At 59.8% G+C, this 12,446-nt stretch carries 12 protein-coding genes; all 12 read left to right on the top strand.

The annotated features are described in order from the left end of the window. Positions 1-70: 70 nt before the first annotated feature. The 12 genes from A3840_RS19040 (at position 71) to A3840_RS08800 (ending at position 12,413) form a co-directional block, all read left to right on the top strand. On the top strand, positions 71-607 hold the full coding sequence (locus tag A3840_RS19040; protein ID WP_082903758.1) for a sigma-70 family RNA polymerase sigma factor: 537 nt from the start codon (positions 71-73) through the stop codon (positions 605-607). 2 nt (positions 608-609) lie between these two features. Continuing rightward, a complete protein-coding gene (locus tag A3840_RS20250; RefSeq protein ID WP_082903757.1) occupies positions 610-1,293 on the top strand; it encodes an endonuclease VII domain-containing protein in 684 nt (227 codons plus the stop codon). Continuing rightward, positions 1,290-3,020, top strand: a complete 1,731-nt coding sequence (locus tag A3840_RS08845; RefSeq protein WP_245676582.1) for a DEAD/DEAH box helicase — start codon at positions 1,290-1,292, stop codon at positions 3,018-3,020. The genes A3840_RS20250 and A3840_RS08845 overlap by 4 nt, the downstream gene beginning before the upstream one ends. A gap of 62 nt (positions 3,021-3,082) precedes the next feature. Then, positions 3,083-3,490 carry a hypothetical protein gene (locus A3840_RS08840; RefSeq protein WP_067455011.1) on the top strand — a complete coding sequence of 136 codons (408 nt, stop codon included), beginning with the start codon at positions 3,083-3,085 and terminating at the stop codon, positions 3,488-3,490. A 53-nt stretch (positions 3,491-3,543) separates the two neighbouring features. Next, a complete protein-coding gene (locus A3840_RS08835; protein ID WP_067455009.1) occupies positions 3,544-4,056 on the top strand; it encodes a siphovirus Gp157 family protein in 513 nt (170 codons plus the stop codon). After that, positions 4,053-4,253, top strand: a complete 201-nt coding sequence (locus A3840_RS08830; RefSeq protein ID WP_131798286.1) for a hypothetical protein — start codon at positions 4,053-4,055, stop codon at positions 4,251-4,253. Before A3840_RS08835 ends, A3840_RS08830 begins: the two co-directional genes overlap by 4 nt. A 95-nt stretch (positions 4,254-4,348) precedes the next feature. Further along, on the top strand, positions 4,349-5,722 hold the full coding sequence (locus tag A3840_RS08825) for a DNA-methyltransferase (RefSeq protein ID WP_067455003.1): 1,374 nt from the start codon (positions 4,349-4,351) through the stop codon (positions 5,720-5,722). A gap of 67 nt (positions 5,723-5,789) precedes the next feature. After that, complete coding sequence (locus tag A3840_RS08820; RefSeq protein WP_067455000.1) at positions 5,790-6,149, top strand: DUF6511 domain-containing protein; 360 nt, start codon at positions 5,790-5,792, stop codon at positions 6,147-6,149. Then, on the top strand, positions 6,146-7,873 hold the full coding sequence (locus A3840_RS08815) for a DNA cytosine methyltransferase (RefSeq protein ID WP_245676581.1): 1,728 nt from the start codon (positions 6,146-6,148) through the stop codon (positions 7,871-7,873). The genes A3840_RS08820 and A3840_RS08815 overlap by 4 nt, the downstream gene beginning before the upstream one ends. Positions 7,874-8,320: 447 nt before the next feature. Further along, the gene (locus A3840_RS08810; protein WP_165603157.1) at positions 8,321-10,675 is read left to right on the top strand and encodes a bifunctional DNA primase/polymerase; all 2,355 of its coding nucleotides are present in this window, start codon (positions 8,321-8,323) and stop codon (positions 10,673-10,675) included. Between the two features lie 188 nt (positions 10,676-10,863). Beyond that, positions 10,864-11,346: a VRR-NUC domain-containing protein gene (locus tag A3840_RS08805; protein WP_067454991.1), complete on the top strand. Its 483-nt coding sequence runs from the start codon at positions 10,864-10,866 to the stop codon at positions 11,344-11,346. A 203-nt stretch (positions 11,347-11,549) separates the two neighbouring features. After that, complete coding sequence (locus tag A3840_RS08800; RefSeq protein WP_067454988.1) at positions 11,550-12,413, top strand: GIY-YIG nuclease family protein; 864 nt, start codon at positions 11,550-11,552, stop codon at positions 12,411-12,413. Positions 12,414-12,446 lie beyond the last annotated feature (33 nt).

Raw genomic sequence — 12,446 nt, 5'->3', positions numbered from 1 at the left:
GGCGGGATGGGGTCACCGACCAACCCGCCACAGCGGCCTAACCAGCCGAACACACCACAGAGGAGTAAAAATGCCAAGAGCCCCCACGCCTGCGAACGACAATAGACCCGCCGAATTCGACGCTCACCTCGCCGCCGCATATCCACGACTTCTTGCCAGAGCGAAGCGGTTCTCATCCGATCCTGGCGCCCTTGCCGGCCAGGCAGTTGTCGTGGCGCTTCATCGCTGGCGCACGTTCCGGCAGACGCCAGGCAACCCGTATGCCGGTTTTTACACCTGGCTCTGTTGGTGCATGAAAGGCGCTGCGGCCGACTATAAGGAAATGACCGGTCGGCGCATCGTGATGGTCTCGGCCGATGCGGTCGATAATCCGCCTGAGATTCAGATAAGCGGGGCGCAGGAAGCCAGTTCCGATCTTTCAACGCTTCTCGGCGCCCTGACGCGGCGCGAGCGCGACGTGATCCTGCGTCGTGCCGGTGGTGAGACGCTTCAGGAAATATCCGGCGATTGGGGCATCACGCGAGAGCGAGTCCGGCAGATCGAGAGTGAAGCGCGGGCCAAAGTCATGGCCCTGGCGGCCAATGACAACGTGGCGCGGGCGGCTTAGGGATGGGTGGCACTCTTTTTCCCGCCAACGACAATGACGTTGAACCGTGGAACTTTTGGCACGGGTTGGAAATATCGAAGCTTCCGAAAACGTCCGGAGACGCCCGAGATCGTGGAATAGCGTTCTTCTACACTGGCGAGCCTTGTCTTCACGGGCATGACGCGCCTCGGTATTCTAAGGGCGGTCGCTGCTGTGCATGCACCAATCTCTCCTCCGCTCGCCATGCCGGCCGTGGTTACGGCCAAGGTCGGGGCGCTGCGCGGGCTAATCTAATGCGATCCATTGCAGCGATGTCGATGGCGCGAATCTACACTCCACTACGCCCATGCATCCATGGGCACTGGGAGCGGTTTGTCTCGTCGAACAATTGCGTTGAGTGCGATAGGCTGGCGCGCGAGCGCAGGAAAGAGCGCGCCAAAGAACTTCGCTTAGTTCGTGAATATGGGATCACGTCCGAAGGGCGCGATAGCCTCGCTGCGTCTCAGGGAAATCGATGCGCCATTTGCGAAGAGCCGTTCAATGATCTTCGTTCAATGCATGTGGACCACTGCCACGATACTGGGAAGGTTCGCGGCATTCTGTGTTCACTGTGCAACCAAGCTATTGGGCTCTTGAAGGAGAACGCGTCGGTCATTCGCAAAGCGGCCGACTACGTGCAAGAGCACTCTTCCAAGAAGGCTGCATGATGTTCCGACCGCGCTACTACCAAGACGAGGCCGTGGACTCCCTCTTCGCCTATTGGGAGCAAGAACCCGGCCACGCGCTAATCGACATGGCAACCGGCACGGGCAAATCGGGGACCGCTGGCATGGTGGATCAGCGGCTTGTGACAGGCTGGCCTGACCTGCGCATTCTCAACTGCACCCACGTCGAGGAACTGGTTGCCGGCAACTACCAGGAACTGTTGGGCATCTGGCCGTTTGCACCAGCTGGTATTTTCGCTGCGTCCCTCGGCCGACGTGACCGCAATGCTCAAATCCTGTTTGGGCAGGTGCAGACCATCTGGAACAAGGCGTCCGAAATCGGCTGGGTCGATGTGCTCAAGATTGATGAGGTGCACCTGGTCCCAAACGACGCGAACACGATGTATCGCGTCCTGATCAATGACCTGCTTGCCATCAATCCCGACATGAAAATCGTCGGGTTTTCGGCAACGCTATATCGGCTCGATAGCGGACGACTGGACGAAGGCGACGACCGTCTCTTCGACAAGGTCGTCTATGAGTACGGCATTCGGCGCGGCATCGACGACGGCTATCTGACGCCGATCACATCCAAGCGCGTCGAGACGATGATCGATATTTCCGGGGTCCGCACGACCAAGGGAGATTATGCTCCCGGCGCGCTAGCTGCCGCCGTCAAGGCGCAAGACAAGTATGGCCGTATCGTTGAGGAGGTGTTTGATACAGAGGGGCATCGCAAGTCGGCACTGTTCTTCTGCCCTGGCATCGAAAACGCTCACACCATGGCCGAACTGGTCCGGGCGGCTGGGCGCACTTGTGAGGTAATTTCCGGCAAGACTCCAAAGAATGAGCGGCGTCGTCTGATCGAAGCGTTCAAGCGCGGTGATATTTGGGCGCTCAGCAACGACAACGTTCTCTCGACCGGCACGAATCTGCCGCGCGCAGACCTATTGGTGGATACCTACAAGACCAAGTCCGCCAACCGGTACGCGCAGCGGGCAGGGCGCTTGACGCGGGTGATCTACCCGCCGGGGTTTGATCCTGAAAGGACCGACGCGGCCGGCCGCCGAGACGCAATCGCCAACGGCCCCAAGCCCGACGCGCGCTATATGGACTTTGTCGGTAATATCTATGAGCACGGCCCAGTCGATCAGATCGAGCCGAAGCGTCCCGGCAAGGGTGGCGGGGAGGCGCCCGTGAAATTGTGTCCACAGTGCGAGGAAATCCTGCATGCTTCCGTCCGAGTTTGCACCTGCTGTGGGCACCAGTTTGAGTTTGATACCGCCCCAAAAGTTCTGGCAACAGCCTCCGACGCTCCAATCCTGTCCACCGAGGAGCCAATCTGGCGGCAGGTGACCGGACGGAAATTCCAGCGGCACGAAAAAGTCGGTGGGCTGCCATCAGTAAGGGTGGACTACAGCCTGGGTCTGGAAATTCAGAAGGATTGGATTTGCCCGGGCCACACCGGCTACCCGAAACAGCGCGCCGATCGATATTGGATCAACCATGGCGGGCAACGGCCGTTCCCGAAAAATCCTGATGAGTTCCTTGCCCGAGCAGGCGAGCTCGCCATAACAACAGAGGTGCGGCTTAAGAAAAACGGTCGTTACTGGAACGTTGATGCCTGGAAGGCCGGCTCGGCACCGGCCAATGACAATGTGCCGGTGCCTGCGAATGATAATGCGGAGCGCAAGCGGCTGCGGGCGATGATGGACGATATTCCGTTCTAATGCGCCACTACTGAGGCGCACCAACCGGCCCTGCGGGGCATCACCACAAGAGGAGACTGCTTATGAAAACCACCGATATGACCGTATCTGCGATCCAACAGCGAGTTGATTGCCTGCCCGCGCGCATGACCGCGAAAGGCATCGCAAAGCCCGTCGTCAACTTTTGCGTCAACGCCAACGCGTCCTTGAGCGTCGACGCTCATTGGTATGCAGGCGCGGGCTATACCGACTTCAAGTCCAAACACTTCAAGGGTGACACTCCAGACGCTGCGCTGCTCGAATTTGAGGCGTGGGTGGCGTCCTTGCCTTCCATTGAGGAGGCGCGACGCGCCGAGTTCATGGCGGCGCTTGGCAAGGTGATCGACATGGGCCGCGAAACCGGCGTTGAGGTGGAGTTCGTCAACCCGCTGGTCGAGACCATGAAGCGCCTGTCCGAAAACGCCATCACCCACCAGCCGCTCGCCGCCTAACCCAACCGGCACCAGCTACCAACTGGCGCCACCCACCACCAGAGGAGACTTCCATGACACACGCAAACGACAACGCAGCATGGGGCGCCCGGCGCATTGCAGCGGACATTGCAGCCGCGCTGCACCAGTGGCCCGAATTGGCCGACGATCCAGAACTGGCCGCCGACACCTTTGAAGGCATGGGCCTCAACGACGTGCTGTCGCGCCTGGTCCGGCAGGCGCAGGAAGCCAAGGCCATGGCCGCTGGGATTGCCGTTCTGATCGGCGAATACCAGGCCCGCCGCCAGAGGTTCGAGCGCCGCAATGAGGCTATGCGCGCCATTGTGCTGGGCCTGTTGCAGAAGTCCGGCCAGCAGCGCGTGCAACTGCCTGAAGCCACGGTGTCAATCGGCAAGGGGCGCGACCGGGTTGAGATTGTGGACGAGGCCGCCCTGCCGAAGTGGGCGCTTCGGGTCGTTTCGTCGCCTGATAAAGCGGCCATCAAGGAACGGCTGGACGCCGGCAAGAAGGTCGCTGGCGCTGAGCTGGTGACGGGTGGCGAGACGTTGACGATGCGGGTGGCGTGACCATGGCAGCGCTAGGAGAACGCATCGAGGCAATCGATCGCCCCAAAATGATTATCGACGCCATCGACCGTGCGCGTCGAGAGGCGGTTCAGGAAAAGGGAAAGTGCCAGAACGCAACCGCCCTCATGTACTTTGAGGGCAAGCGTGCAGCGCTCGCTGAAGTGCAGGCTTTCGCCGAAAAGGTCGCAGCCATTTAGCACCCACTACTGCGCAGCGTCCGCGCGCAGTAGTCACTACGCGCCCGCAGGCGGCCACCAACTGCCTGCGGCCTACCACCACAAGAGGAGAATCCATGAGCACCACGAAAGTGGCGGTCGAACAACCGCCCATTGTTACCGAAGCGCTGGCCGACGGCAGGGTCACATTGCATTGCGGTGATTGCCGCGACGCAATTCGGCTGATCCCAGATAACAGCATCGACGCGATTGTAACAGACCCTCCATACGCACTCGTGTCGATCCAGAAGAGGTTCGGCAAGCCTGGCAGCAAGCCTGCCAAGGATGTCTATGGGCGGGGAGCGGCCGGTTTCATGGGGAAAACGTGGGATACCGGCGAAGTCGCGTTCAGCGATGAATTCTGGGCCGAGTGCCTGCGCGTTCTGAAGCCCGGCGGGCACGTTGTCGCCTTCAGTGGTACGCGCACCTATCACCGCATGGCAGTTGCCATCGAGGATGCGGGTTTTGAGCCGCGCGACATGCTGCTCTGGCATTATGGATCTGGATTCCCGAAAAGCCATGATGTGTCGAAAGCGATCGACAAGGCTGCTGGGGCGGAGCGCACCAAGGTTCGGGACTATAATCCGCGAAATCCTAAAGCGACTGGGGGCGGCAAGGATGGTGCCGAGGGCGCAACCCGTCCGTGGATCGAAGCCGCCATCGCGCGCGGCTATCACGAAAAAGATGGCGATGAACCAGCCACTCCGCAGGCTGCGGAGTGGCAAGGCTGGGGTACGGCGCTCAAGCCTGCCACCGAACCTATCATGCTTGCACGCAAGCCGCTCGACGGCACGGTTGCGTCCAACGTGCTCGAGCACGGCACAGGTGCTCTGAACATTGATGGGGCGCGGATTAAGGCCGCAGACAGCCAGTTGGCGGAGAAGTACGCAAGCGTCCAGAACGCCGGATCTCGCCAGAACAGCATTTTTGGCGCAGATATCCGCGACCGGGCGGGAGCCACACCCCATGAGCTTGGCCGCTGGCCTGCCAACGTCATCCTTGAAGGCAGCGATGAAGTCACAGATGCGTTCCCTGACGGCGCATCCCGCTTTTTCTATAGCGCCAAAGCCGACGCTGAGGACCGCCTCGGCAGCAAGCACCCAACCGTAAAGCCGGTCGACCTAATGCAATGGCTGTGCCGACTTATCACCCCGCCCGGTGGTACGATCCTCGACCCGTTTGCCGGTTCCGGCAGTACCGGTGAGGCCGCTTTGCGCGAAGGCTTCTCGGCAGTGCTGTGTGAGCGAGAGACCGAATATCAGGCCGACATCAAAGAGCGCATCCGCCTTGCCTTGTCGGGGCCTCTTGAGCGCAGAGCCCGCATTGCGAGCCGTAGGCCGCAAGCAGGTATGGGCGGATTGTTCGGCGACAATGACAATGCCCCCCCCCGAGAGCGGAGTCTTCAACAACGGAACAGATCGACCAACCGGAACGCTCTGGAGGCGGAATAATGGCCGGTAAGGGCGGATTTGGATTTCGTATTCGTGAGCAGCGCGCTCGTGATGGGAGGGTTGCATAATGACCTTCACCCCAACAACCGCCGCCGACCGCCCCGCCGTCTGTTTTTGCTGCGGCGCGGAAGCCACCGGCATTGGCCTTGGTGCCGCATCGCGGTCCAGCCCCGACCCCCGGTGGCTCTGCGAGGAGTGCGTCGCCGTAGGCGGCCCGCTCTACACCGCCGCCCGACGCAACCTGTCGCCCTACGAAAAAGCCGCCGTGGCGCGCGCCGTGGATGCGGTGGGCGGGTTTCTGGAAGAGCATGGGACGGACCTGGCGGAATGGCAGGCAGACACAGCAGAACAATTCGTCGGCGCGATCTGGCAGGCCTGCGGGCGCGAGCTGCGGGCCGTTATTCAGGAGGGAGTGGGGCCGTGGTGAGCGCATACGCAATACAGGCTGGTGCATTGCGCACCAATCCGAACAGCGGGCCAGATGGCGTAGGTGTGCAGGCTGATGTCGCCTATACGCTTGAGGCTCGCGCCGAAGTGCAGGCGGTTTGTGCCATCGGAACGCCGGCCAATGATAATTCCCATCCAGGACCAGCCACTGACGTGGCAGGAGAACCGCTGCGCTTCCTGTCGGTTTGCTCCGGCATCGAAGCGGCCTCGGTCGCATGGGGTCCACTCGGCTGGCAGGCCGTCGCCTTCTCGGAAATTGAGAAGTTCCCTTCGGCTGTTCTGGCGCATCACTACCCTGACGTGCCGAACCTTGGCGACCTCACCCAGATCGACACCACGACGCTGGGGCAGGTCGACATCCTGTGCGGCGGCACCCCGTGCCAGGCGTTCTCGGTGGCCGGCCTTCGCCAGTCGCTCGACGATGCCCGCGGCAATCTTTCACTCGAATTTGTGAGGCTGGCTCATGAACTTGCAGACGGAAATGGACTTCGGAACGTCGTTTGGGAAAACGTCGTCGGCGTGCTCAGCACAAAAGACAACGCCTTCGGATGCTTCCTGGGTGGACTTGTGGGCGCAGATACCCCCATCGAGCCACCGGCAAGAGGCAAGTGGCCAAGTGCAGGTCTGGTCTCTGGACCGAAGGGACGCGCCGCGTGGCGTATCGTCGACGCTCAATACTTCGGAGTGGCCCAACGCCGCCGCCGTGTGCTCGTTGTCGCAGATTTTGGAAACGGGGCCGATCCCGCCCAGGTTCTTTTTGAGCTCGAAGGCGTGCAGCGGCATACTGCGCCGAGCCGAGAAGCGGGGAAAGGATTTGCCGCCACAATTAGCGCACGCACTAAGGGCGGCGGCGGGCTAGGCACGGATTTTGATCTGGATGGCGGACTCGTCGAGTCCGCCGCGCCGGTCGCATTTGTGCAGAACATCCGCGATGAAGTTCGGTTGATGAACGGTGACGGCCAGATCGTTGGGGCTTTGGCTGCTGAGCCAGGAGCAAAGCAGCAATGCTACCTCGCTCAGACGGTCACCTACGCCCCTGAGATAGCGCGTTGCGACGCAACGCGCGAAGGTTCGTCGCAGGACTACGAGACCACGACGATGGTGGCTTCATTCCGGGTTGCCGGTGACGGTGCAGCATATGATGAAGGCGACAGGTCAGCGCCGCTCACAACAGGGACTGACCCCAATGCTCATGTCATTGCCCAAACGGTAGCCATCCGTGGCCGAGAAGGCGGTGCGACCGCTGAGCTTGGTGGAGAGGTGGCAACCGCTCTGCGCGCAAGCTCAGGCGGGGGCGATAAGCCGCATGTGCTGGCGGCAGTAGCCTTCCAATCCAGCCAATCTGGTGTGCGCGTGGGCGAAGTTCACGCAACGCTGGACAGCAATAACGGCTCGCGTCGTCACAACGGTGCAATCGTCGGCTCCGCCGTCCGCCGCCTCACGCCGCGCGAATGTGAGCGCCTTCAGGGTTTCCAGTTCCTGTGCGCTCCAGATTATCCCGGAGCATGGCAGGACGACGCTGGCCGCTGGTGGTCGCCGGACTACACCGCCATCCCATGGCGCGGCAAACCTGCATCCGAGTGCCCAGATGGACCCAGATATAAGGCTCTTGGCAATAGCTGGGCCGTGCCGAAATTCGTTTGGCTCGGGCGGCGCATTGCGATGCACATGCCTGCATCTATCGCTATTCTTGAGGCCGTCTAATGCCCCCACTTCCTTCTATCCCCACCCAGCCCGGCATGCTCGATCATGCATTAGCATCTCTGCCCGGTGTTTACTTGCCCAGGCACAAAGTCAAATGCACCGATCACCAAGCGCCAATTTCCATCGGTGTGGTGCACTGCTCAAACGGCATCGTCCATTACAAGGCGTTCTGCACCTCCTGCATGGCCAAGGGTGGTGCAATTCCAGAGCGCTTTCTAGAACACATCAGCAAAGCGGCATTGCCAGTTCTTCGCGCACACACAATCCAGCCCTGCGAGCGCTGCGGCAGCACATCTGGATCGGAACTCCATCATTGGGCGCCGCGGCATCTCTTTAGCGACGCAGATGAGTGGCCCAAGAGTTACCTTTGCAAGGCATGTCACGTCGAGTGGCATCGCGTTGTCACCCCTCTCATGCACGCAAATAGCAACGCAGGTGGAGTCGCCAATGCAGCCTAAGCCAGTAAATTCACCCTACGCATCCGTTGGTCGACGCCTCGTTGATCTCGGCTTTAGCGCTGTCCCGGTCATGCCTGACAGCAAGATCCCCGGCGACTATGCCCAACGCCGCTGGCACGCTCGGCGCGGATGGCAAGCCTATGGCGATCGGCTGCCCACCGAATTCGAGATTAAGGTTTGGGATTCGTGGCCCGATGCGGGTGTCTGCCTTGTGCTGGACCATGTAGTCAAGGTGGTCGATATTGACACGGACGACCCAAAACTGCGCGATGCGCTTGCCGCCATCTTGCCGGATAGCCCGGTAAAAAAGTACGGCTCCAAAGGCTTTTCTGCGTTCTACCGTGGTAGCGCGGATATCACCGCGAGGTCATTCTCGCTTGGCAACGAGCGCATTGTGGACCTGCTAGCCTATGGCAAGCAGACCGTCATTCCGCCGACTGTCCATCCTGACACTCGCCGTCCATACGCGTGGGTAGACGACGGGCTTGATCAGTTCGAGCCAGGTGATCTGCCCGAGCTGCCGGACGACATCGCTGACAAAATTGCCGAAGCGTTGGCGCCTTTTGGTTTCGTCCCGCCCGTCGTGTCAGACCCGGTTCTAGGCGACGCTGACACCGCATGGCGTGAGGTAAACGACGTTGCCCTACAACGGCTGGACGCTTGGGTCGGTGACCTTGGGCTGCCCCGCCTTACCAAGTCTCGCGGCAAGGGCGGCTATCGCGCTGTCGCGGGATACCGCCCCAGCGGCTCCGGCAAGCCAATGCATGAACGCAATCTTCACCTGTCGATTCATCCGGACGGGATCGTCGACTTTGGCGACGACGACCGGCGATTGACGCCGATCGACCTGGTAATGCTGTGCCTGCCATGTAATTTCCACGACGCGTTCAAGTGGCTGCGTGACCGTCTTGGATTGACCCTGCCAGAAATCGACACATCAAGGCTCATCGCGAACGGCTTGGCCAAGCGCAGTGCACCCCCGGTCGAGCCGATGCGTATGCCGCCCGCCGAGCAGCAGGACAGCGCGGCTGTTCCGGTCGCTGCCCCCAAGGAAGTGCGAGCTCCAGCAGGAACAGTGAACCCATTCGATCATCGAAGCCAGGGCGGGCTTATGGGCCTGGTCAGTCGGTGGATATTCGAGTCCGCGTGGCGACCTGTTCCAGAGTTCGCCTCCATAGGCGCAATAGGCGTCTGCTCGGCGCTGTTCGGTCGTCGGTACAGCACGCCGACAGGGCTAGGGCTCAACCTATATCTGATAGGCATTGCCGGCTCGGGCTTCGGCAAAGACCAGCCGCTCAAGGCCAGCCAGGCACTTCTGGCCGACGCGGGTATGCAGCACCTGATCGGCCCGGGTGACATTAGCTCCGATAGTGCGCTTGAGCACGTCGTGCGGCAGAGACCTTGCTTCCTCATGCCGATGGACGAAATCGGCGTGTTTCTCCAGGCCACGAACGGCAGGAACTCCGGCGGCTACGAGCGGCGCATCCGCAAGGTGTTTCTGGACCTATACACCAAGGGCGATGGTATGTGGACTGGTAAGCAAAAGGTGCCGGTGCAAGGAAGGCGCGCCGTAAACGATAACGCGGCAGAGCCGGTCTATAACCCGTGCATTTCCATCCTGGGCATGTCCACGCCAACCGAATTCTATGCCGGAATCAGCGACCAGAACCTTTCTGACGGCATGGTCGGGCGCATGACCGTTATTGCGGCCAAGAATCGCCCGCGACCGCGCGAAGATCGGGTGCCGCTTGTTCCGCCACCTTCGTTGGTGCAGGAGGTTAAGCGGGTTGCGCAAAAGTACCCTGTAACCACGGGCAACCTGTCCAGTAACAATTGGCGCATCTCAACATCCAGGCCACAGATTTTTGCGGTTCCGTGGCAGGACGATACGGTTCGCCGCCGCTGGATGGAAATCGAGGAGTGGCAGCTTTCCGCAATCGACGAGGATCACACCAAGGACGGCATTATCGGGCGCGCCGCAGAACAGACATTGAAGCTGGCAACCCTTCGCGCGTGCTCCCGGCAGCCGGAGGCCCCGGCCGTATCGCTAGACGATATTGAGTGGGGCTGGGCGATTGTCTCTGCGTCGCTCTGGAACATCGATTCCGGCGTCAAGGAATTCATGGTGGATAGCGACTTCGACCGCCTGTGCAAGCTCATCATGCAGCATCTGGAAATGGCCGGGGGTGAGATTTCACGCGCGGTTCTGCTGCGCAAGAAGGGCATGAAGAAAGAGCCGCGACTGGTGGAGGCAGCCTTCCAGCACCTTGCCGAGGCGGATGAGATTTACCCCGTGCCGAAGGGTCGTGGAACCGTTCGGATCAAGTCCGCAGAGGCTGCCTGATTGTTGCAAAACGGCTTGCAATAGGATTGCAATTGCAATTTTCGGCATGGTCGGTTTTTGCAACTTGCATTCTTATTGCAGTGCCTTTGCAACGGATTTTCCCTTATATAACATAGCCTTATCATATATTGTTGTAAAAAATACAACTACCACTTTATAGGCTATAAATCGTAGGAGGTCCTATATATATGCAAATTCGCAATAAGGCCCGCACCACTACCCGAACCCTCCCAAACGGCACCCGCGTCGTCATGCAGGCAGCCAATGATAACATTCAGGAATGGGAGTGCCAGGCCGCCGCGGTGCGCGCCTTCAAACTCCTACCCGGCTATGGCGACGAAGCCGCCCCCGGCGTGACGTTCACCTTCGCCGCCGACTTCAATGCCGGACGGCGCAGTCGGCAGGAAAGCGTCAAGGCCAAGGCGACCGGCATCAAGGCCGGCGAGGAGGATCTTCGGTTCTATGGCTTGGGCGGCCGGGTTCTGCTGATCGAGTTGAAGGGGCCACAGACATCGATCAGCGCCGATCAGCGCAAGCGGCACGCGCTGCACCGCCATCTCGGGTTTCAGGTTGAGATCGTTCGGTTCACGACCATCGAGCAGGGCGTAGAGGATGTGCTGCGGATTGTTCGGGAGTGGGTAGAGGGCGGTAAAGAAAATTCGCTACCATAACCTTGTGATAGTAGCGAAAATTCACTATATAGGTGTTATGGTGACCAATGACGAATTTCGGTCCATCCGGCAGCGGCTCGGCCTAACGCAAAAGCAGTTGGCGGGGGTTCTTCTTTACCCCCGCGCCACGCAGGTTTCAGAGATCGAGCGACCCAGTAATCCAAAGCCCGTGCCGAGGCACGTGGCGCTTCTCATGAGGGCTTATGACGAAGGTTATCGACCAAAAGACTGGCCAGGGATGCGGTAAAAAGGACTTCTATGTGTATGCCTGGGAGAGGCCGGATACCAAAGAGGTTTTCTATATCGGGAAGGGAAGAGGGGTTCGTGCTCATCGACTTAAAATACACAATCCCTTTTTTATGCGTGTGTATGAAAGGCTCAAGAATGACGGGGTGGATCCTCGGGTCTACAATATTGCTGAAGGGCTGTCGGAGGTTGAAGCATTCGAAATCGAAACTAGAGAGATAGCTCGCTTCGGTCGCCGCAATATCGGCAAAGGAACGCTTACCAACCTTACTGATGGTGGCGAGGGGTCGTCCGGATTTGTGTTCCCTGCTACCCGGAAAAAGAAGATGTCATTGATAATGACTGAACGACTCCAGGACGAGGAACTGCGCGCAGTTTGGAGTGCGGCCCAGGTGAAGAGATACGCTGACCCAGAACAGCGTAAGATGGCGTCGGAAATCTCTACCCAAAGGTACAAAGACCCCGAGGCGCGTCGTCGGCAAAGTGATGCGTTGATAGGGAGGCCAAAAACGCCAGAGCATGTGGAAGCGGTCGCTTCCGCACTTCGTCAAAGATGGGAAAGCGGAGAGATGGGCGCCTTAATAAGGGCCGGGATAGTGGCTGCGCCGCCAGGAAAAGCCAATTCATCGGGATACAAGGGTGTTTCGTTTGACAAGCAAAGCGGCAAATGGCTGGCCCAGATTCAGGTAGAGAAAAAAACAAAGCACCTTGGGCGTCATCTAACGCGTGAGGCTGCGGCAGAAGCCTATGACCGTGCAGCTAGGATGTATTTTGGGGATAATGCCTACCAAAATTTTCCTGTAACGCTGGATGCTGCTTAACACTGGCGGCTCTGGGGCACGAAGTCGCTGTTG

The sequence above is a fragment of the Devosia elaeis genome (assembly GCF_001650025.1).
Lineage (GTDB): Bacteria > Pseudomonadota > Alphaproteobacteria > Rhizobiales > Devosiaceae > Devosia > Devosia elaeis.
The sequence above is the reverse complement of the archived record's forward strand: the minus strand, read 5'-3'. Positions and strand labels throughout refer to the sequence as shown.

What these genes read in the sequence shown, in the direction of transcription:
- A3840_RS19040 (WP_082903758.1), top strand. Translation starts at nt 71, where the DNA reads ATGCCAAGAGCCCCCACGCCTGCGAACGACAATAGACCCGCCGAATTC.
- A3840_RS20250 (WP_082903757.1), top strand. Translation starts at nt 610, where the DNA reads ATGGGTGGCACTCTTTTTCCCGCCAACGACAATGACGTTGAACCGTGG.
- A3840_RS08845 (WP_245676582.1), top strand. Translation starts at nt 1,290, where the DNA reads ATGATGTTCCGACCGCGCTACTACCAAGACGAGGCCGTGGACTCCCTC.
- A3840_RS08840 (WP_067455011.1), top strand. Translation starts at nt 3,083, where the DNA reads ATGAAAACCACCGATATGACCGTATCTGCGATCCAACAGCGAGTTGAT.
- A3840_RS08835 (WP_067455009.1), top strand. Translation starts at nt 3,544, where the DNA reads ATGACACACGCAAACGACAACGCAGCATGGGGCGCCCGGCGCATTGCA.
- A3840_RS08825 (WP_067455003.1), top strand. Translation starts at nt 4,349, where the DNA reads ATGAGCACCACGAAAGTGGCGGTCGAACAACCGCCCATTGTTACCGAA.
- A3840_RS08820 (WP_067455000.1), top strand. Translation starts at nt 5,790, where the DNA reads ATGACCTTCACCCCAACAACCGCCGCCGACCGCCCCGCCGTCTGTTTT.
- A3840_RS08810 (WP_165603157.1), top strand. Translation starts at nt 8,321, where the DNA reads ATGCAGCCTAAGCCAGTAAATTCACCCTACGCATCCGTTGGTCGACGC.
- A3840_RS08805 (WP_067454991.1), top strand. Translation starts at nt 10,864, where the DNA reads ATGCAAATTCGCAATAAGGCCCGCACCACTACCCGAACCCTCCCAAAC.
- A3840_RS08800 (WP_067454988.1), top strand. Translation starts at nt 11,550, where the DNA reads ATGACGAAGGTTATCGACCAAAAGACTGGCCAGGGATGCGGTAAAAAG.